The sequence below is a fragment of the Streptomyces sp. NBC_01171 genome (assembly GCF_045039805.1).
In the GTDB taxonomy this organism is placed as follows: Bacteria; Actinomycetota; Actinomycetes; order Streptomycetales; family Streptomycetaceae; genus Streptomyces.
The window spans coordinates 5615810-5636825 of record NZ_CP108609.1; the positions used below are offsets into that span (position 1 = coordinate 5615810).

The 21016-nt window shown below is 68.9% G+C and carries 10 protein-coding genes and 3 rRNA genes; 9 read left to right on the forward strand and 4 right to left on the reverse strand.

Annotation, left to right across the window (positions count from 1 at the left end; all coding sequences use genetic code 11):
* The first annotated feature begins 3 nt into the window (after nucleotides 1-3).
* From OG448_RS25915 to OG448_RS25925, 3 genes are all read left to right on the forward strand, one after another.
* Nucleotides 4-3666, forward strand: a complete 3663-nt coding sequence (locus OG448_RS25915) for a hydantoinase B/oxoprolinase family protein (protein ID WP_405557284.1) — start codon at nucleotides 4-6, stop codon at nucleotides 3664-3666.
* The gene (locus tag OG448_RS25920; protein WP_405557285.1) at nucleotides 3644-4252 is read left to right on the forward strand and encodes a GTP-binding protein; all 609 of its coding nucleotides are present in this window, start codon (nucleotides 3644-3646) and stop codon (nucleotides 4250-4252) included. Before OG448_RS25915 ends, OG448_RS25920 begins: the two co-directional genes overlap by 23 nt.
* A 75-nt stretch (nucleotides 4253-4327) precedes the next feature.
* Nucleotides 4328-4861: an NUDIX domain-containing protein gene (locus OG448_RS25925; RefSeq protein WP_405557287.1), complete on the forward strand. Its 534-nt coding sequence runs from the start codon at nucleotides 4328-4330 to the stop codon at nucleotides 4859-4861.
* Here OG448_RS25925 and OG448_RS25930 read toward each other — a convergent pair.
* Nucleotides 4855-7176: a glycoside hydrolase family 31 protein gene (locus tag OG448_RS25930; protein WP_405557289.1), complete on the reverse strand. Its 2322-nt coding sequence runs from the start codon at nucleotides 7174-7176 to the stop codon at nucleotides 4855-4857. The genes OG448_RS25925 and OG448_RS25930 overlap by 7 nt on opposite strands.
* A 211-nt stretch (nucleotides 7177-7387) precedes the next feature.
* On the opposite strand from OG448_RS25930, the gene OG448_RS25935 reads away from it, so the two are divergent.
* A complete protein-coding gene (locus OG448_RS25935; protein ID WP_405557291.1) occupies nucleotides 7388-9355 on the forward strand; it encodes an acetoacetate--CoA ligase in 1968 nt (655 codons plus the stop codon).
* Between the two features lie 7 nt (nucleotides 9356-9362).
* Here OG448_RS25935 and OG448_RS25940 read toward each other — a convergent pair whose 3' ends face one another.
* Nucleotides 9363-10682, reverse strand: a complete 1320-nt coding sequence (locus OG448_RS25940; protein ID WP_405557292.1) for an aminotransferase class I/II-fold pyridoxal phosphate-dependent enzyme — start codon at nucleotides 10680-10682, stop codon at nucleotides 9363-9365.
* Nucleotides 10683-10793: 111 nt separating this feature from the next.
* Between OG448_RS25940 and OG448_RS25945 the strand changes: the two genes are divergently transcribed.
* On the forward strand, nucleotides 10794-11999 hold the full coding sequence (locus OG448_RS25945; RefSeq protein ID WP_405557293.1) for an MFS transporter: 1206 nt from the start codon (nucleotides 10794-10796) through the stop codon (nucleotides 11997-11999).
* 27 nt (nucleotides 12000-12026) lie between these two features.
* Complete coding sequence (locus OG448_RS25950) at nucleotides 12027-12920, forward strand: hypothetical protein (protein ID WP_405557295.1); 894 nt, start codon at nucleotides 12027-12029, stop codon at nucleotides 12918-12920.
* 76 nt (nucleotides 12921-12996) lie between these two features.
* On the opposite strand, the gene ptsP is transcribed toward OG448_RS25950, so the two are convergent.
* Both ptsP and OG448_RS25960 read right to left on the reverse strand, forming a co-directional pair.
* The gene (gene ptsP / locus OG448_RS25955) at nucleotides 12997-14667 is read right to left on the reverse strand and encodes a phosphoenolpyruvate--protein phosphotransferase (RefSeq protein WP_405557296.1); all 1671 of its coding nucleotides are present in this window, start codon (nucleotides 14665-14667) and stop codon (nucleotides 12997-12999) included.
* Between the two features lie 88 nt (nucleotides 14668-14755).
* The gene (locus OG448_RS25960) at nucleotides 14756-15205 is read right to left on the reverse strand and encodes a PTS glucose transporter subunit IIA (RefSeq protein ID WP_086696027.1); all 450 of its coding nucleotides are present in this window, start codon (nucleotides 15203-15205) and stop codon (nucleotides 14756-14758) included.
* Between the two features lie 587 nt (nucleotides 15206-15792).
* Here OG448_RS25960 and OG448_RS25965 point away from each other — a divergent pair.
* The 3 genes from OG448_RS25965 (at nucleotide 15793) to rrf (ending at nucleotide 20934) form a co-directional block, all read left to right on the forward strand.
* A 16S ribosomal RNA gene (locus OG448_RS25965) occupies nucleotides 15793-17318 on the forward strand.
* 293 nt (nucleotides 17319-17611) lie between these two features.
* Nucleotides 17612-20734, forward strand: a 23S ribosomal RNA gene (locus OG448_RS25970).
* Between the two features lie 83 nt (nucleotides 20735-20817).
* A 5S ribosomal RNA gene (gene rrf / locus OG448_RS25975) occupies nucleotides 20818-20934 on the forward strand.
* The 16S, 23S and 5S rRNA genes sit together here, the layout of an rRNA operon.
* Nucleotides 20935-21016: the final 82 nt, after the last annotated feature.

A 21016-nucleotide genomic window follows, 5' to 3' on the forward strand; every position in this document is an offset into this window, starting at 1 on the left:
GACGTGACAGGCTGGGAGTTCTGGGTCGACCGGGGCGGCACCTTCACCGACATCGTCGCGCGCCGCCCCGACGGCGGCCTGCTCACCCACAAACTGCTCTCCGACAACCCCGCCCGGTACGCCGACGCGGCGGTGGCGGGCGTCCGCGCACTGCTCGACGGCTCCCCGGCGCCCGTCGAGGCGGTCCGGATGGGCACCACCGTCGCCACCAACGCGCTGCTGGAGCGCAAGGGCGAACGCACCCTCCTGGTGATCACGCGTGGCTTCCGCGACGCCCTGCGGATCGCCTACCAGAACCGCCCGCACATCTTCGCCCGCCACATCGAACTGCCCGAGCAGCTCTACGAGCGCGTGGTCGAGGTGGACGAGCGGATCGCCGCCGACGGCACCGAACTGCGCGCCCCCGACCTGGCCGCCCTGGAGGCCGAGCTGCGCCGGGCTTTCGAGGACGGCATCCGCGCGGTCGCCGTCGTCTGTCTGCACAGCCACCTCCATCCGGACCACGAGCGGGCCGTGGGCGAGCTGGCCGAGCGGGTCGGCTTCCCGCAGATCTCGCTGTCCAGCGAGGTCAGCCCGCTGATGAAACTCGTCCCGCGCGGGGACACCGCCGTGGTCGACGCCTACCTCTCGCCCGTGCTCCACCGCTACATCCGGCATGTCGCCGACGAACTGCGGGACGTGCGGCTGATGTTCATGCAGTCCAACGGCGGGCTCACCGAGGCCGGGCAGTTCCGCGGCAAGGACGCCGTGCTGTCCGGGCCCGCGGGGGGCATCGTCGGCATGGCCCGCATGTCGGAACTCGCCGGGCACGACCGCGTCATCGGCTTCGACATGGGCGGCACCTCCACGGACGTCTCGCACTTCGCCGGGGAGTACGAGCGCGTCTTCACCACCCGGATCGCGGGCGTCCGGCTGCGCGCCCCCATGCTGGACATCCACACCGTCGCGGCGGGCGGCGGCTCCGTGCTCCACTTCGACGGCTCCCGCTACCGGGTGGGCCCCGACTCGGCCGGAGCCGACCCCGGGCCGGCCTGCTACCGCGCGGACGGTCCGCTCACCGTCACCGACGCCAACGTCATGCTCGGCCGTATCCAGCCCGCCCGCTTCCCGGCCGTGTTCGGCCCCGACGGAGACCAGCCGCTGGACGCCGCCGCCGTCCGCGACGGCTTCGCCGCGCTCGCCCGCGAGATCCGCGAGGCCACCGGCGACGACCGCACCCCGGAGCAGGTGGCCGAGGGGTACCTGCGCATCGCGGTCGCCAACATCGCGGGCGCGATCAAACGGATCTCCGTCCAGCAGGGCCACGACGTCACCCGCTACGCCCTCACCACCTTCGGCGGCGCCGGCGGCCAGCACGCCTGCCGGGTCGCCGACGCCCTCGGCATCCGCACCGTCCTGGTGCCGCCCATGGCCGGTGTCCTCTCCGCGCTCGGCATCGGCCTGGCCGACATCACGGCGATGCGCGAGCAGTCCGTCGAGGCACCCCTGACCGAGGCGGCGATGCCCGGAGTCCGCGACACCGCCGACGAACTGGAGGCCGCTGCCCGCGCCGAACTCCGCGCCGAGGACGTGCCGGAGGACCGCATCCGCACCGCCCGCCGCGCTCAGCTCCGCTACGACGGCACCGACACCACACTCACCGTCGACCTCACCGACCCCGACGCCATGCGGCGCGCCTTCGAAGAACGCCACCGCGCCACCTACTCCTTCACCCTCGACCGCGACATCGTCGTCGAAGCCCTCTCCGTGGAAGCCACCGGCCTCACCCCGCCCCCCGATCTCTCCGCCCTCGCCCCGTACGAAGGCACCCCCGCCGCACCCGACACCGTCCGCCTGCACACCGGCGGCGCCTGGCGCGACGTACCCCTCCACCGCCGGGAGGCCCTGCCGCCCGGCGACGCCGTCACCGGCCCCGCGATCATCACCGAGGCCAGTACCACGACCGTCGTCGACGAGGGCTGGCAGGCGACCGCGAACGACCACGGACATCTGGTGATGGAACGGACGGCCGTCACGGAGAGTTCCCGACCCGACACAGAAGTCGATCCGGTCCTGCTGGAGGTCTTCAACAACCTCTTCATGTCCATCGCCGAGCAGATGGGCGCCCAACTGGAGTCCACCGCCCAGTCGGTCAACATCAAGGAACGCCTGGACTTCTCCTGCGCCCTGTTCGACCCGGACGGGAACCTGGTGGCCAACGCCCCGCACATCCCCGTCCACCTGGGCTCCATGGGCACCAGCGTCAAAGAGGTCGTCCGCCGCCGGGGTGCGCGCATGCGGCCCGGCGACAGCTACGCCGTCAACGATCCGTACCACGGCGGCACCCACCTGCCCGACGTCACCGTGATCACCCCGGTCTTCGGCAGCGGGCCCGGCGACCCCGAGATCCTCTTCCACGTCGCCTCGCGCGGGCACCACGCCGAGATCGGCGGCATCGCCCCCGGCTCCATGCCGGCCGGCAGCCGCACCATCGAGGAGGAAGGCGTCCTCTTCGACAACTGGCTGCTCACCGAGGGCGGTCGCCTCCGCGAGGAGGAGACCCGCCGCCTGCTCACCGACGCCCCGCACCCCTCGCGCAACCCCGCCACCAACCTCGCCGACCTGCGCGCCCAGATCGCCGCCAACCACAAGGGCGCCGACGAACTGGGCCGCATGATCGAGGAGTTCGGCCTCGATGTCGTGCAGGCGTACATGCGGCACGTCCAGGACAACGCGGAGGAATCCGTCCGGCGCGTCATCGACGCCCTGGACGACGGCGAGTACGCCTACGAGACCGACTCGGGCGCCGTCATCCGCGTCCAGGTGCGGGTCGACCGGGCCGCGCGCCGGGCCACCATCGACTTCACCGGCACCTCCGCCCAGCTCGGCACCAACTTCAACGCCCCCTCCGCCGTCGTCCACGCGGCCGTGCTGTACGTCTTCCGCACCCTCGTCGCCGACGACATCCCGCTCAACGACGGCTGCCTGCGCCCCCTCGACATCGTCGTACCGCCCGGCTCCATGCTCGCCCCCGAGTCGCCCGCCGCCGTGGTCGCGGGCAACGTGGAGACCTCCCAGGCCATCACCGGCGCCCTCTACGCGGCGCTCGGCGTGCAGGCCGAGGGCTCCGGCACGATGAACAACGTCACCTTCGGCAACGACGACCACCAGTACTACGAGACGATCGCCTCCGGTTCGGGTGCGGGCGACACCTTTCCGGGCGCCGATGTGGTGCAGACCCATATGACCAACTCCCGGCTCACCGACCCCGAGGTGCTGGAGTGGCGACTGCCCGTCCGCCTGGACGAGTTCGCGGTACGACGGGGGAGCGGCGGCGCCGGACGGCAGCGCGGCGGCGACGGCGCGGTCCGCCGCATCCGTTTCCTGGAACCGATGACCGTCTCCACCCTCTCCCAGCACCGCCGCGTCCCCCCGTACGGTATGGCGGGCGGCGCACCCGGCGCCCTCGGCGCCAACCGGATCGAGCACGCCGACGGCACGGTCACCGACCTGGGCGCCAGCGGCTCGGCCGAGGTCGCGCCCGGTGATGTACTCGTCGTCGAAACCCCTGGTGGCGGGGGCTACGGCAGGCCACCGACCGACCCCTCCGACACCCACGCCCACACCCGGTCGACCGACCCCCACCGAGCAGGAGAAGCGAGCGATGGTCTTCGAGCGACGAGCTGAACGCGGCAAGCCCCCCGTCGAGCCCGTCACGCTCAAGATCCTGGTGGCCGGAGGGTTCGGCGTCGGCAAGACCACCATGGTCGGCGCGGTCAGCGAGATCCGGCCGCTGCGCACCGAGGAGGTGCTGACCGAGGCCGGGCGGCCCGTCGACGACATCGAGGGCATCGAGAGCAAGCGCACCACCACCGTGGCCATGGACTTCGGCCGCATCACCCTCCGCGCCGACCTCGTGCTCTATCTGTTCGGCACGCCCGGCCAGGAGCGGTTCTGGTTCATGTGGGACGAACTGTCCGAAGGCGCGCTCGGCGCGGTCGTCCTCGCCGACACCCGGCGCCTGGAGGACTGCTTCGCCGCCGTCGACTACTTCGAGCGGCGGTCGATCCCGTTCGTCGTCGGCGTCAACTGCTTCGAAGGGGCTGCCCGTTACCCGGCGGAGTCGGTCCGCAAGGCGCTCGACCTCGATCCGGACGTGCCCGTGCTGCTGACCGACGCCCGCGACCGGGAATCGGTCAAGACCGTACTGATCGGCGTCGTCCAGCACGCCATGGAACTGGCCGCCGAACGCCGCCGCGCCCTCGCCACCTGACCCGTGGGGCGGTCCGCCCCACCCTTCCCACCGGCACCCCGCGACACGCCCGCCGTGATCGGATACAGTCCGCGCGTGTCCGAGATTCAGCAGCCGGCCGCCAACTCCGGCCCCGGTTCCCACTGTTCGAGCTGCGGGGCCCCCTACGGGGACGGCGTCACCGGCTGGCCGCGCACCTGCCTTGCCTGCGGCACCACCGCCTACCGCAACCCGCTGCCGGTGGCCGTCGTGCTCCAGCCCGTGTACGACACCCACGGCGCCGCCCTGGTCGTCATCACCCGGACCGTCGCCCCGCAGCTCGGCGGCGTCGCGCTGCCCGGCGGCTTCGTCGACGACCGTGAGGACTGGAAGCACGCCGCCGTCCGCGAACTGCGCGAGGAGACCGGCATCGAGGCCGACGCCCGCGACCTGCGGCTGGTGGACGCCATGAGTTCACCCGATGGTCATCTGCTCCTCTTCGGGCTCCTCCCGGAACGCCCCGCCGACTCGCTCCCGGCCTCCGCCGCCACCGATGAGACCGAGGGCTGGCACCTGCTGCGCGGCCCCGAGGAACTCGCCTTCCCGCTGCACACCCTGGCCGTCCGCGCCTGGTTCGAGGGCCGCTACTGACCGGAGGCGGCCCCGTCCAGCCCCCGCACCCGCACCGGCCGGGACGGCTCGGCGGAGCCGCCGTCCCCCTCCCTGGTGACGACCACGCGTGTGCCGTCCCAGCGGGTGACGTACCGCTCGATCTCCCCCGTGTCGGGCACCACGAGACCGCCCCCGGACCGCGCCGGCGCGGGCGCCCACACCTCCAGCTCCAAAGTGCCGTCCGCACCCCGCACCGGAACGACGGCACCCGCGCGCGCGAGCACCGGAATCCGCCCCCGCGGGGCCTCCACCAGCACCTGCCCCGGCCCCTCGTACGCCCGCTCCGTCACCGTGTCGTACCAGCGCCCCCGGGGCAGCCGCACCGCCCGCCGCTCGGTACCGGGGTCCAGCACCGGCGCCACCAGCAGGCTGTCACCCAGCAGGAACGCGTCCTCGCAATCCCGCAGCGCCCGGTCCTCCGGCGCCCCCCACCACAGCGGCCGCACAGGGGGCGCCCCCGTCCACCGGGCCAGGTGCGCCAGCGTCACGAAGTACGGCGACAGGCGGCGCCGTACGAGCAGCGCCACGCGCGCGTGCCCCAGCACCTCCGCCCCGAACTCCCACGGCTCCCGCCCCGCACGCGCGCCCGTGCGCGTGCGGAACAGCGGCAGATACGCCCCGAGCTGGAACCACCGCAGATACAGCTCCGGCGACACATCACCGCCTGGCCCGCCGACGTCCGTCCCCGAGTACGGCACCCCGCACAGGCCGAGCCCCAGCACCAGGGACAGCGACGCCCTGAGCGCCGGCCAGCCCGTCCCCACGTCCCCCGACCAGACGCCGCCGTACCGCTGCGTCCCGGCCCAGCCGGACCGGGAGAGCACGAAGGGCCGCTCCTCGGGGAGGAGTTCGCACAGCCCCTCGTACGCGGCCCGCGCCATACAGAGGGCGTCGAGGTTGTGCGCCTCCCGGTGGTCTCCGCCGAGCCCCTCCAGGGCGTGCCGGGCCGAACGCGGCAGTGGCGGCTCCCCGAACGCGTCCCGCGCGGAGGGCTCGTGGGCGCCGTGCCAGAACCCGGCGAACCCCTGCTCCAGCCGCTCCTCGTAGAGCCCGCCCCACCACGCGCGCGCCCGCGCGAGCGTGAAGTCGGGGAACACCGACTCACCGGCCCGCCCCTCACCCCGTACCGTCCGCCCCGACGCGTCCCGCACGAACGCGTCCACGGCCGAGCCGCCCTCGTACACCGCGTCACCCGGCACCACCCGTACCGCCGCGTCCACGGCCGACACCAGCCGCACCCCGTCCCGGCGCAGCTCCTCCGCGAGCACCGGCAGCTTGGGGAAACGGTCCTGGTCGACACTGAAGGGGCGCCCGTCGTCGTGGTGGCCGGCGTCCAGGTGCACGGCGTCCAGCGGCAGATCGCGCTCCTGGTAGCCCGCGAGGATCGTGCGTATCTCCTGCTCGCCGGTGAAGTCCCGCGCGTGCTGGTGTCCCAGCGCCCAGGCGGGCGGCAGCGCGGGCGCGCCGGTCAGCGACGCCCAGGCGCCGAGCACGCGCGCGGGAGTGCCCACGATCACCCAGCAGCGCAGCGGGCCCCCGTCCATCCGTATCTCGCAGCGCCCGGCCCGGTCGTGCCCGGACCCGGCGCCTTCCTCGCCCTCCCGTAGGACCACCGTCCCGTCCCAGGGCGTGTCGTGGAACACCAGATGCGCCGAGGCGTCCGCCACCACGAGCTGCACCGGCATGGCCACGGGTATCGTCCCGTTCCACAGCCGGTACGCGCCGTCCCGCAGCCGGGGCCCCGAGGTCCGGCCGCCCAGCCCGAAGGACCGGGCGTCGGCCGCCACCTCGGCCCGCTGCGTCCAGCGCGCGGCGCCCCCGCCCAGGGGCTCCCACCAGCGCGGCGGCAACTCCCGGCGCAGCACCAGCCCGCCGGGCGTGCGGATCTCCACCGCGCCGTGCCGGGACACCGCGACGGTCACCCGCTCGGCCACCACCCGCCAGCCGCCGTCCTTGTCCGGCTCCAGCAGCGCACGGGGATCTACCTCGGGCGCCCCGCCGGCCAGCGCGTACGACGGCTCCGGGCCCGCCCCGTCCCAGCCGAGGAACACCGCCCCGCCGACCGCCACCACGATCCGCAGCTCCGAACGCGCGAACCGGATCACCCCGCCGCCGGGCTCGGGCTCCGCGTCCCGCACCTGGCCCGGCACCCGCGCCCGCTCCGCACCCCGGGGCGGCAGCCCCACGGCGTCACTGCGCCTGCGGTGCCACGCGGCCCGCACCGCCCGCATTCCCCGCGCGGCGCGTCCCGCGCCGACCCCGCCCCACGAACGCACCAGGTCACGACCGTTCATGCTGCTCACCCTGTCACTGTGCGTGCCACGCGCGTGTGCCGTTCAACTGCCGTTCACCGTGGTGGGACCACATCGTTGACACACGCACCATGTGGGGGCGTGCCCTGGTGCCGAAGTCGATCACATGGCATCGTCCCTGTCAGCCCTGTCCCGCGCACCCCTCAGCCGTGCGCGGACGACGCAACGACGCGTACAGTCCGGGAGCCGCATCATGTCCACCGCGCATCCGCAGCCGCTCTGGCAGCCCACCGACGAGCGGATCGCCCGTGCCCGCATCACCCGGTTCCAGGCATGGGCCGCCGAGCACCACGGCGCCCCGGCCGAGGGCGGCTACCCGGCGCTGCACCAGTGGTCCGTCGCCGAGCCGGAGGACTTCTGGACGGCCGTCACCCGGTGGTTCGACGTCCGCTTCTCGACGCCCTACGCGCGCGTGCTCGGCGACCGCGCCATGCCCGGCGCCGAGTGGTTTCCCGGCGCCACCCTCAACTACGCCGAGCACGCCCTGCGCGCCGCCGCCGACCGCGCCGACGAGCCCGCGCTGCTGTACGTCGACGAGAGCCACGAGCTCCGCCCGGTGACCTGGGGCGAACTGCGCCGCCAGGTCGGCGCGCTGGCCGCCCGCCTCCGCGACCTCGGCGTCCGCCCGGGCGACCGGGTCAGCGGCTACCTGCCCAACATCCCCGAGGCCGTCGTCGCCCTGCTCGCCACGGCCGCCGTCGGCGCCGTGTGGACCTCCTGCGCGCCCGACTTCGGCGCCCGCAGCGTCCTGGACCGTTTCCAGCAGGTCGAGCCCGTCGTCCTGTTCACCGTCGACGGCTACCGCTACGGCGGCAAGGAGCACGACCGCCGCGAGACCGTCGCCGAACTCCGTCGCGAACTGCCCACCCTGCGCGCGGTCGTGCACATCCCGCTGCTCGGCACCGAGGCCCCCGAGGGCGCCCTGGACTGGGCGGAGCTGACGGCCGGCGACACCGAGCCGGTCTTCGAGCAGGTCCCCTTCGACCACCCGCTGTGGGTGCTGTACTCCTCCGGCACGACTGGCCTGCCCAAGGCCATCGTCCAGTCGCAGGGCGGCATCCTCGTCGAACACCTCAAGCAGCTCGGCCTGCACTGCGACCTCGGCCCCGAGGATCGTTTCTTCTGGTACACCTCGACCGGCTGGATGATGTGGAACTTCCTCGTCTCCGGCCTGCTCACCGGCACGACGATCGTCCTGTACGACGGCAGCCCCGGCTACCCCGACACCGGCGCCCAGTGGCGCGTCGCCGAACGCACCGGCACCACCCTCTACGGCACCTCGGCCGCCTATGTCATGGCCTGCCGGAAAGCGGGCGTCCACCCGGCCCGCGACTTCGACCTCTCCACCGTCCAGTGCGTCGCCACCACCGGCTCCCCGCTGCCCCCGGACGGCTTTCGCTGGCTGCACGACGAGGTCCGCGACGACCTGTGGATCGCCTCCGTCAGCGGCGGCACCGACGTCTGCTCCTGCTTCGCCGGAGCCGTGCCCACCCTGCCCGTGTACACCGGCGAACTGCAGGCACCCGGCCTCGGCACCGACCTCCAGTCCTGGGACCCGAGCGGCGCGCCGCTGGTGGACGAGGTGGGCGAGCTGGTCGTCACCAACCCCATGCCCTCCATGCCGATCCGCTTCTGGAACGACCCCGACGGCAGCCGGTACCGCGAGAGCTATTTCGACGTCTACCCCGGCGTGTGGCGGCACGGCGACTGGATCACCGTCACCTCACGCGGCTCGGTGATCATCCACGGCCGCTCCGACTCCACCCTCAACCGCCAGGGCGTCCGCATGGGCTCCGCCGACATCTACGAGGTCGTCGAGCGCCTCCCGGAGATCAAGGAATCCCTGGTCATCGGCATCGAGCAGCCCGACGGCGGCTACTGGATGCCCCTCTTCGTCCACCTCGCCCCGGGCGCCGCCCTGGACGACGCCCTCCGGGACCGCGTCAAGAAGGCCATCCGGGAACAGCTCTCGCCCCGGCACGTCCCGGACGAGATCATCGAGGTGCCCGGCGTCCCGCACACGCTCACCGGCAAGCGCATCGAGGTCCCGGTCAAACGCCTCCTCCAGGGCACCCCGCTGGAGAAGGCGGTCAACCCCGGCTCCATCGACGACCTGACCCTGCTCGGCTTCTACGAGCAGCTCGCCCGCAAGCGCGCCTGACTCGGCCTCAGCCCCCGTAGGTGGCCTCGGACTCGCCCAGCACGGCCGCGAAGTCCGAGGCCAGCCGCACCGCCTCCGGCGGCTCGAGCTCCGTGGTCGTGATCCGCACCCCCGGCGCCGACGCCAGCCGGAACCGCGCCCCGGCCGCGACCCACCAGCCGCGCGAACGCAGCCCGTTCACCACGGCCGACTCGTCCCGCACCGGCACCCAGAGGTTCATCCCGCTCTCGCCGTGCGCCGGGATGCCCCGCTCTCCCAGCGTCTGGGCCAGCGCGGTCCGGCGCAGCGCGTACTCCGCACGCGCGCGTGCCACCAGCGCGCCCGTGGCGGGGTCCGTGAGCAGGCCGTGCACCGTCTCCTGGAGCAGGTGACTGACCCAGCCCGAGGTCAGCAGCAGCCGTCCGTCGTGCCGGGCCAGCGTCACCGGGTCGCACGCGGCCGCCGCCCACCGCAGGTCGGTGCCCAGGAACTTGCTCACCGTCCGGACATGCGCCCAGCGGGCCAGACCCGTCGCGGCCAGCGAGCGCAGGGGCGCGCCGGCGATGTCGGAGGCGTGGTCGTTCTCCAGCACCAGCACCTCCGGCGCCTCCCGCAGCACCTCGGCCAGCGCGTCCCGGCGCGCTGGTGAGAAGGCACCGCCGAACGGATTCTGCGCCCGTGGACTGAGCACCACCGCGCGCACCCCGGCCCGCAGCGCGCCCCGCAGCTCCGCCGGGCGCATCCCCTCGCCGTCCACCGCGACCGGCACCGCGCGCAAGCCCAACGCCGCGACCAGGTCCAGCAGATGGTGATAGCCGGGGTCCTCCATCGCCACGGCGTCCCCCGGCCGTAGCTCGGCCGAGAGCACCCGGCCGACGAAGTCCAGCGCCCCGTGCGCGAACGTCACCTGCTCCACCGGCACCCCGTCCGCCCCGATCCACTCACGCACCGCGTCCTCCAGCCGAGCGAGCCGGGGACTGGAGCGGTGCGAGCGGACACCGGGGGAGAGGCGCGAGGGCGGCACCAGCGCGGGTAGCAGCGCCGGATCGGGGTGCCCGCCGGCCAGGTCCCGCAGCCCCTCCGGCACCTTGGGCGGGCGCCGGGACGCCACCGAAGGGGCCTCCGCCACGACCGTCCCGCCCCGGCCGAGCGTCACCACGATCCCGCGCCGCCGCAGCTCCTTGTACGCGGTGGCCACCGTGCCCGCACTCACCCCCAGCTCCTCCGCGAGCCGCCGCACCGGAGGCAGAGCGGCCCCCGGTGCCAACGCGCCCTCGGAAACGCCCCGTTCGACGGAACGCGTAATCCCCTTGGCGGTCGTACCACTGATCTCATATTGTGTTGCCACGTAGATGATTATGTATCAGTACATAAGTCGAGGCAAGGGGGAACCGTGGCCGCGAAGCCCGGCGCAGCCAACCATCGAGCGCGCATACCGGGAGGCCGCGACGGACGCCGGATGCTCACCGTCACCCTCCTCGACCGGATCGGCAGCGGCCTGTGGGCCTCCGTCTCGGTCCTGTACTTCACCTACGTCTCCCACCTCTCCGCCGCCCAGATCGGCACCCTCGCCGCGGTCTCCGGCGCCCTCGGTATCGCGGGCGCACCCCTCGGCGGCCGTCTCGCCGACCGCTTCCGCCTCACCCACGTCCTGATCGCGCTCCAACTCCTGCGCTCCGTGGCCTCGTTCGCCCTCCTCACCACTGACCGCTACAGCCTGCTGGTCGCCTACTCCGCGCTCGGCGCCCTCGGCGACCGCGCCGCCAGCATCCTCACCAAGCTCTACGCCACCCGCGTCGCCGGACCCGACCGCGTCCGCTACCAGGCCGTCAACCGCACCGCCGCCAACGCCGGCTGGGCCCTCGGCGGCCTCGCCGCGGCCGCCGCCCTCACCCTCGGCACCACCACCGCCTACCGCTGGCTCCTCACCGGCGACGCGCTCTCCTTCGTCCTCGTCGCCCTCCTCACCCTCACCTGCGCCGACCCCCCGTCCGCGAGCCGCGTCGCCGCCACCGCCGAGGACACACCCCGCGCCCGCCCCCGCACCCCCTGGCGTGACCGCACCTACCTCGCCTACGTCGGCACCGAGACCGTGCTCTTCCTCGACGACACCTACTTCAAGATCGGCCTGCCGCTCTGGATCGCCCACACCCCGGGTGTCCCGCACGGCCTGGCACCCCTGCTGCTCGTGCTCAACAGCGCGCTGGTCGTCGCCTTCCAAGTGCCGCTCGCCCGCTTCGGCGCCACCACCGAAGCGTCCCGCCGGCTCCTCCTCCCGCTCTCCGCCCTCTTCGCCCTGGGCGGCCTCACCATGACCCTCTCCACCACCGGTGACCCCGTCCGCGCGACCTGCCTGCTCACCGCCTCGGCCACCCTCTTCACCCTTGCCGAGATGCTGCACGCGACCGTCTCCTGGGAGCTCTCCGTCGCCCTCGCCCCCGACGACGCCCAGGGCACCTACCTCGGCGTCCACGGCCTCGCCCAGGCCGCACAGCGCTCCCTCGGCCCGCTCGCCGTCACCGCCGCCCTCACCCTCGGTCCCTTCGGCTGGACCGCCCTGGGCACCACCATCGCCCTGACCTGCGGAGTCCAGCACCGCCTGGTCCGCGACCGACTCCGCCCGCCCCCGTTGTCAGTGCCCCCGGTTACGGTGAGTGAGCACTGATCGACAGCGCACACACAGGGGGAAACCATGGCGCACACCGACCACCAGACCATGCGACGCGTCCTGCGCCGCGAGATCGCCGGCACCGTCGGCCTGCTCACCGACGAACACGACTTCCGCGCCATGCGGCGCTACCGCAGCTTCACCTTCGACGACCACACCACCTACCTGCGCCAGATGGAAGCCGTCCTCAAATCCCGCGCCGCGCAAGGCAGTCACACCGCACTCGCCCTCTTCGACCCCGAGGAGTACGCCGAGTTCTGCACCGCCACCGGCATCGACCCCGAAGCCCCCGCCAGCCGCGGCCGCTTCACCGCCGAACTCGCGGCCCTCGGGCCCACCATCCCCTACGAGGGCGAACCCCTCACCGCACTCCTGCCCGCCCTCGTCGGCGAAGCCGTCCGCCAGGCCACCTGGGAGTACGCCACCACCCTCCTGACCCGCCTCGGCCCCTGCGCCACCTGCGGCGAGGACATCGGCCGCGCCGCCTTCATCCGCGCCTCCGCCCTCCTCGCCCGCGTCCTGGAAACCGCGCCACCCGGCGCCCAGCACCTCGTGTGCAGCGTCGCCGGACCACCCGAAACCCTCGTCGCCGTCCTCCACGCCGACGCCGACGCCCACGGCACCGCCGAACCCGACCAGGCCGAAGCACTCGAATTCACCAGCGTCCTCGCCCTCGGCCTCGCCACCCGCAGCCCCGGCGGACTCGTCATCCGCGTCAGCGCACCGGACCGCCCCGACCGGGTCCACGGCTGGCGCCTGCGCGCCGGGCACCTCCAGCCGCTCACCGCCTCCGAGGTCTTCGACGCCTACTGCACCGACATCGACACCGGCGACCTCATCGCCCCGGAATCAGGCGTCGACTACCGAGCCGCCCCCGACCTCACGGACGACGACCAGGACCGCGGACACCACCACTGAAACGCGCCAGGGGCGCCCCACCCGAAGGATGGGACGCCCCTGACCACCACGAACACAGACGTGCGCGGGGAGCCGGCTACTCGCCGGACAACACCGCCTGAGCCGCCGCCCGCGCCTCGTCGGCACTGTCCGCCGTACGCGCGGCCGCCGCGGCCCGCTCGCACTGCGCCAGCGTGTGCTTCGCCAGCGTCGCCCGCACATACGGGATCGACGCGGCGCCCATCGACAAGGAGGTGACACCCAGACCCGTCAGCACACACGCCAGCAGCGGGTCGGACGCGGCCTCACCGCACACCCCGCAGCTCTTGCCCTCGGCCCGCGCCGCCTCGGCGGACAGCGCGACCAGGTCGAGCAGCGCGGGCTGCCACGGGTCCTGGAGCCGCGACACCGCGCCCACCTGCCGGTCCGCCGCGAACGTGTACTGCGCCAGGTCGTTCGTGCCCAGCGACAGGAACTCGACCTCCCGCAGGATCGACCGCGCCCGCAGCGCGGCCGACGGGATCTCCACCATCGCGCCGTACTTCGCCCGCAGCCCAGCCTCCCGGCAGGCGACCGCGAACGCCTTGGCGTCGGCACGGTCCGCCACCATGGGCGCCATGACCTCCAGGTGCACCGGCAGTCCCTCGGCGGCCTTCGCCAGCGCGGTCAACTGCGTCCGCAGCACCTCCGGGTGGTCCAGCAGCGTCCGCAGACCCCGCACACCGAGCGCCGGGTTCGGTTCGTCCGCCGGCGTCAGGAACTCCAGCGGTTTGTCCGCCCCCGCGTCGAGCACCCGCACCACGACCCGGCCCTCGGGGAACGCCTCCAGCACCTGCCGGTAGGCCGTCACCTGCTTCTCCTCGGACGGCGCGTTCTTGCTGTCGTCCAGGAACAGGAACTCGGTGCGGAACAGACCCACACCCTCGGCCCCGACCTCCAGTGCGGCCGGCACGTCCGCCGGACCGCCGATGTTGGCCAGCAACGGCACCTTGTGCCCGTCGGCCGTCACACCTGGTCCGCTCGACGCGGCCAGCGCGGCCTTCCGCTCGGCGGCGGCCGACTCCAGCCGGGCCGTCGTCTCCTCGGTCGGGTTCACGAAGATGTCGCCCGAGCTGCCGTCCACCGCGATCAACGTGCCCTCCGGCAGCTCGCCGGCGCCGGGCAGCGCGACCACGGCCGGCACGCCGAGCGCCCGCGCCAGGATGGCGCTGTGGCTGGTCGGCCCGCCCTCCTCGGTCACGAAGCCGAGCACCAGCGCCGGGTCCAGCAGCGCGGTGTCGGCGGGAGCCAGGTCACGGGCCACCAGTACATAGGGGTGGTCGCTGTCCGGCACCCCCGGCATCGGCACACCGAGCAGCCGCGCCACGATGCGGTTGCGCACGTCGTCCAGGTCGGCCACCCGCCCCGCCAGGTACTCACCGGCATTGGCGAGCAGCTCGCGGTACGCCGCGAACGCGTCGTACACCGCGCGCTCGGCGGTGCTGCCCACGGCGATCCGCCGGTCCACGTCGGACATCAGCTCGGGGTCCTGGGCCATCAGGGCCTGGGCCTCCAGCACGGCCTGTGCCTCGCCGCCGGCCAGATTGCCGCGTGCCGTCAGGTCGGCGGCCACGGCGTCCACGGCCTGCCGGGCACGGCCCTGCTCGCGCTCCGCGTCCTGAGCCGGGATCTGCTTGGCCGGCGGCTCCAGCACCGCCGTGCCCATGTGCCTGACCTCGCCGATCGCCACACCGTGGCTCACACCGACGCCTCGCAGCGTTGTCTCCATCTCACCGTCTCCGCTAATGCGGCGGCCCCCGCCGCCGCGTTGGTTGTCGAACATGCCGTAGGACGGCCGAGCCGTCAGGACAAGGAGATCAGGACCAGGAGAAGAGGCTGTCGCCGGTCTTCACGTCACCGGTCTCACGCAGCTCGGCGAGGGACTCGGCCGTGGCCTCGAGCGCGACGACGGGACAGATGGGGGACTTGCCGGCGGTCTCGACAGCGGCCGGGTCCCAGCGCACGACGGCCTGGCCGCGTGCGACGGTGTCCCCCTTGTTCACGAGCAGCTCGAAGCCCTCGCCGTTGAGCTGGACCGTGTCGATACCGAGGTGGACGAGCACACCGTGCCCGCTCTCGTCGACCACGACGAACGCGTGCGGGTGCAGGGAGACGACGACGCCGTCCACGGGGGACACGACCTCGGACGGCTCACGCACCGGGTCGATCGCGGTACCGGGGCCCACCATGGCCCCGGAGAAGACCGGATCGGGCACGTTGGCCAGTCCGATGGCGCGTCCGGCGAGGGGGGACGTCACGTTGGTCATGGGGGGCCTCCCGATGAGTGGGGTAGGTGGCGGTTCCTCAGAGAAGTTAGCAGCTAGTGGTCTAGACCACCATCCTCGGGGGTTTGCGTCGTCGTCAGGACTTGTGTACAGTCATCGTCCTGCCTGAGACCGGGCGGCGCGACAGCGCGCCCATCCTCGGCAGCACCCAAACTCGTCAGATCCTATCTCGGGATCAGTTCTCGCATGCTTGCGAACGACTGGTCAGGGACACGGAAAAACCCTGCTAGAGTTTGGACCGCCGGAAAGGGAAACGCGGAAGCGGAAACGCCGAAGTGAAAACCTGGAAAGCACCGAGGAAATCGGATCGGAAAAAGATCTGATAGAGTCGGAAACACCGAAGGGAAGCCCGGAGGAAAGCCCGAGAGGGTGAGTACAAAGGAAGCGACCGTTCCTTGAGAACTCAACAGCGTGCCAAAAATCAACGCCAGATATGTTGATAACCCCGTCTCCAGTCACTGACTGGGACGAGGTTCCTTTGAAAAAACACAGCGAGGACGCTGTGAACCATCGGACTATTCCTCCGATGGTTCCGCTCTCGTGTGTGTGCACCGGATTACCGGTAAACATTCACGGAGAGTTTGATCCTGGCTCAGGACGAACGCTGGCGGCGTGCTTAACACATGCAAGTCGAACGATGAACCACTTCGGTGGGGATTAGTGGCGAACGGGTGAGTAACACGTGGGCAATCTGCCCTTCACTCTGGGACAAGCCCTGGAAACGGGGTCTAATACCGGATAACACTGCGGATCGCATGGTCTGCGGTTAAAAGCTCCGGCGGTGAAGGATGAGCCCGCGGCCTATCAGCTTGTTGGTGAGGTAATGGCTCACCAAGGCGACGACGGGTAGCCGGCCTGAGAGGGCGACCGGCCACACTGGGACTGAGACACGGCCCAGACTCCTACGGGAGGCAGCAGTGGGGAATATTGCACAATGGGCGAAAGCCTGATGCAGCGACGCCGCGTGAGGGATGACGGCCTTCGGGTTGTAAACCTCTTTCAGCAGGGAAGAAGCGAAAGTGACGGTACCTGCAGAAGAAGCGCCGGCTAACTACGTGCCAGCAGCCGCGGTAATACGTAGGGCGCAAGCGTTGTCCGGAATTATTGGGCGTAAAGAGCTCGTAGGCGGCTTGTCACGTCGATTGTGAAAGCCCGAGGCTTAACCTCGGGTCTGCAGTCGATACGGGCTAGCTAGAGTGTGGTAGGGGAGATCGGAATTCCTGGTGTAGCGGTGAAATGCGCAGATATCAGGAGGAACACCGGTGGCGAAGGCGGATCTCTGGGCCATTACTGACGCTGAGGAGCGAAAGCGTGGGGAGCGAACAGGATTAGATACCCTGGTAGTCCACGCCGTAAACGGTGGGAACTAGGTGTTGGCGACATTCCACGTCGTCGGTGCCGCAGCTAACGCATTAAGTTCCCCGCCTGGGGAGTACGGCCGCAAGGCTAAAACTCAAAGGAATTGACGGGGGCCCGCACAAGCAGCGGAGCATGTGGCTTAATTCGACGCAACGCGAAGAACCTTACCAAGGCTTGACATACACCGGAAAGCATCAGAGATGGTGCCCCCCTTGTGGTCGGTGTACAGGTGGTGCATGGCTGTCGTCAGCTCGTGTCGTGAGATGTTGGGTTAAGTCCCGCAACGAGCGCAACCCTTGTTCTGTGTTGCCAGCATGCCCTTCGGGGTGATGGGGACTCACAGGAGACTGCCGGGGTCAACTCGGAGGAAGGTGGGGACGACGTCAAGTCATCATGCCCCTTATGTCTTGGGCTGCACACGTGCTACAATGGCAGGTACAATGAGCTGCGAAACCGTGAGGTAGAGCGAATCTAAAAAAGCCTGTCTCAGTTCGGATTGGGGTCTGCAACTCGACCCCATGAAGTCGGAGTTGCTAGTAATCGCAGATCAGCATTGCTGCGGTGAATACGTTCCCGGGCCTTGTACACACCGCCCGTCACGTCACGAAAGTCGGTAACACCCGAAGCCGGTGGCCCAACCCCTTGTGGGAGGGAGCTGTCGAAGGTGGGACTGGCGATTGGGACGAAGTCGTAACAAGGTAGCCGTACCGGAAGGTGCGGCTGGATCACCTCCTTTCTAAGGAGCACTTCTTACCGAGTTCGCTCGGTCAGAGGCCAGTACATCGGCGAATGTTCGATGCTGGTTGCTCATGGGTGGAACGTTGATTATTCGGCACACTCACTGCTTTTCTCCTAGTACTGCTTCGGCGTGGAACGGACGAGGGTGGGGAGAGTGTCGGGCACGCTGTTGGGTGTCTGAGGGAATGGTTTTCCTCAGTCGCCGGCCCCAGTGCACTCGGACCGTAAGGGTTCGGGGTGATGGGTGGCTGGTCGTTGTTTGAGAACTGCACAGTGGACGCGAGCATCTGTGGCCAAGTTTTTAAGGGCGCACGGTGGATGCCTTGGCACCAGGAACCGATGAAGGACGTGGGAGGCCACGATAGTCCCCGGGGAGCCGTCAACCAGGCTTTGATCCGGGGGTTTCCGAATGGGGAAACCCGGCAGTCGTCATGGGCTGTCACCCGCTGCTGAACACATAGGCAGTGTGGAGGGAACGAGGGGAAGTGAAACATCTCAGTACCCTCAGGAAGAGAAAACAACCGTGATTCCGGGAGTAGTGGCGAGCGAAACCGGATGAGGCCAAACCGTATACGTGTGAGACCCGGCAGGGGTTGCGTGTGCGGGGTTGTGGGATCTCTCTTCTGTCGTCTGCCGGCGACAGGACGAGTCAGAAACCGTTGATGTAGGCGAAGGACATGCGAAAGGTCCGGCGTAGAGGGTAAGACCCCCGTAGTCGAAACATCAGCGGCTCGTTTGAGAGACACCCAAGTAGCACGGGGCCCGAGAAATCCCGTGTGAATCTGGCGGGACCACCCGCTAAGCCTAAATATTCCCTGGTGACCGATAGCGGATAGTACCGTGAGGGAATGGTGAAAAGTACCGCGGGAGCGGAGTGAAATAGTACCTGAAACCGTGTGCCTACAAGCCGTGGGAGCGTCGCGCATTGAGTTTACTCAGTGCGTCGTGACTGCGTGCCTTTTGAAGAATGAGCCTGCGAGTTTGCGGTGTGTTGCGAGGTTAACCCGTGTGGGGAAGCCGTAGCGAAAGCGAGTCCGAATAGGGCGATTCAGTAGCGCGCTCAAGACCCGAAGCGGAGTGATCTAGCCATGGGCAGGTTGAAGCGGAGGTAAGACTTCGTGGAGGACCGAACCCACCAGGGTTGAAAACCTGGGGGATGACCTGTGGTTAGGGGTGAAAGGCCAATCAAACTCCGTGATAGCTGGTTCTCCCCGAAATGCATTTAGGTGCAGCGTCGTGTGTTTCTTGCCGGAGGTAGAGCACTGGATAGGCGATGGGCCCTACCGGGTTACTGACCTTAGCCAAACTCCGAATGCCGGTAAGTGAGAGCACGGCAGTGAGACTGTGGGGGATAAGCTCCATGGTCGAGAGGGAAACAGCCCAGAGCATCGACTAAGGCCCCTAAGCGTACGCTAAGTGGGAAAGGATGTGGAGTCGCAGAGACAACCAGGAGGTTGGCTTAGAAGCAGCCACCCTTGAAAGAGTGCGTAATAGCTCACTGGTCTAGTGATTCCGCGCCGACAATGTAGCGGGGCTCAAGCGTACCGCCGAAGTCGTGTCATTCATACAATAGGGCCAACGCCTGTATGGATGGGTAGGGGAGCGTCGTGTGCCGGGTGAAGCAGCCGCGGAAGCGAGTTGTGGACGGTTCACGAGTGAGAATGCAGGCATGAGTAGCGATACAAACGTGAGAAACGTTTGCGCCGATTGACTAAGGGTTCCTGGGTCAAGCTGATCTGCCCAGGGTAAGTCGGGACCTAAGGCGAGGCCGACAGGCGTAGTCGATGGATAACCGGTTGATATTCCGGTACCCGCTGTGAAGCGTCAAACATCGAGCATCGTGATGCTAAGGCCGTGAAGCCGTTCCGGACCCTTCGGGGAATGGAAAGTGGTGGAGCCGCCGGCCCAAGCGGTTAGTAGGTGAGTGATGGGGTGACGCAGGAAGGTAGTCCAGCCCAGGCGGTGGTTGTCCTGGGGTAAGGGTGTAGGACGCAAGGTAGGCAAATCCGCCTTGCACATAGTCTGAGACCTGATGCCGAGCCGATTGTGGTGAAGTGGATGATCCTATGCTGTCGAGAAAAGCCTCTAGCGAGTTTCATGGCGGCCCGTACCCTAAACCGACTCAGGTGGTCAGGTAGAGAATACCGAGGCGTTCGGGTGAACTATGGTTAAGGAACTCGGCAAAATGCCCCCGTAACTTCGGGAGAAGGGGGGCCATCACTGGTGATCCGTTTTACACGGTGAGCTGGGGGTGGCCGCAGAGACCAGCGAGAAGCGACTGTTTACTAAAAACACAGGTCCGTGCGAAGCCGTAAGGCGATGTATACGGACTGACGCCTGCCCGGTGCTGGAACGTTAAGGGGACCGGTTAGTCACAATTCGTTGTGGCGAAGCTGAGAACTTAAGCGCCAGTAAACGGCGGTGGTAACTATAACCATCCTAAGGTAGCGAAATTCCTTGTCGGGTAAGTTCCGACCTGCACGAATGGCGTAACGACTTCTCGACTGTCTCAACCATAGGCCCGGTGAAATTGCACTACGAGTAAAGATGCTCGTTTCGCGCAGCAGGACGGAAAGACCCCGGGACCTTTACTACAGTTTGATATTGGTGTTCGGTTCGGCTTGTGTAGGATAGCTGGGAGACTGTGAAGCATGCACGCCAGTGTGTGTGGAGTCGTCGTTGAAATACCAGTCTGGTCGTGCTGGATGTCTAACCTGGGTCCGTGATCCGGATCAGGGACAGTGTCTGATGGGTAGTTTAACTGGGGCGGTTGCCTCCTAAAGAGTAACGGAGGCGCCCAAAGGTTCCCTCAGCCTGGTTGGCAATCAGGTGTTGAGTGTAAGTGCACAAGGGAGCTTGACTGTGAGACCGACGGGTCGAGCAGGGACGAAAGTCGGGACTAGTGATCCGGCGGTGGCTTGTGGAAGCGCCGTCGCTCAACGGATAAAAGGTACCCCGGGGATAACAGGCTGATCTTCCCCAAGAGTCCATATCGACGGGATGGTTTGGCACCTCGATGTCGGCTCGTCGCATCCTGGGGCTGGAGTCGGTCCCAAGGGTTGGGCTGTTCGCCCATTAAAGCGGTACGCGAGCTGGGTTTAGAACGTCGTGAGACAGTTCGGTCCCTATCCGCTGTGCGCGTAGGAATATTGAGAAGGGCTGTCCCTAGTACGAGAGGACCGGGACGGACGAACCTCTGGTGTGCCAGTTGTCCTGCCAAGGGCATGGCTGGTTGGCTACGTTCGGGAGGGATAACCGCTGAAAGCATCTAAGCGGGAAGCCTGCTTCGAGATGAGTATTCCCACCTCCTTGAGAGGGTAAGGCTCCCAGTAGACGACTGGGTTGATAGGCCAGATATGGAAGCCTGGTAACGGGTGGAGTTGACTGGTACTAATAGGCCGAGGGCTTGTCCTCAGTTGCTCGCGTCCACTGTGTTGGTTCTGAAACCACGAACAGCCTCATGTGCCACACATGACGGTTTGAAAGTTTCATAGTGTTTCGGTGGTCATAGCGTGAGGGAAACGCCCGGTTACATTCCGAACCCGGAAGCTAAGCCTCACAGCGCCGATGGTACTGCAGGGGGGACCCTGTGGGAGAGTAGGACGCCGCCGAACTCCTTTTACAGCTCCGGCTCTTGGGCATACAGCCCGAGAGCCGGAGCTTTTTTGCGTTGCGGTAGGGTCAGGGGCATTGTCG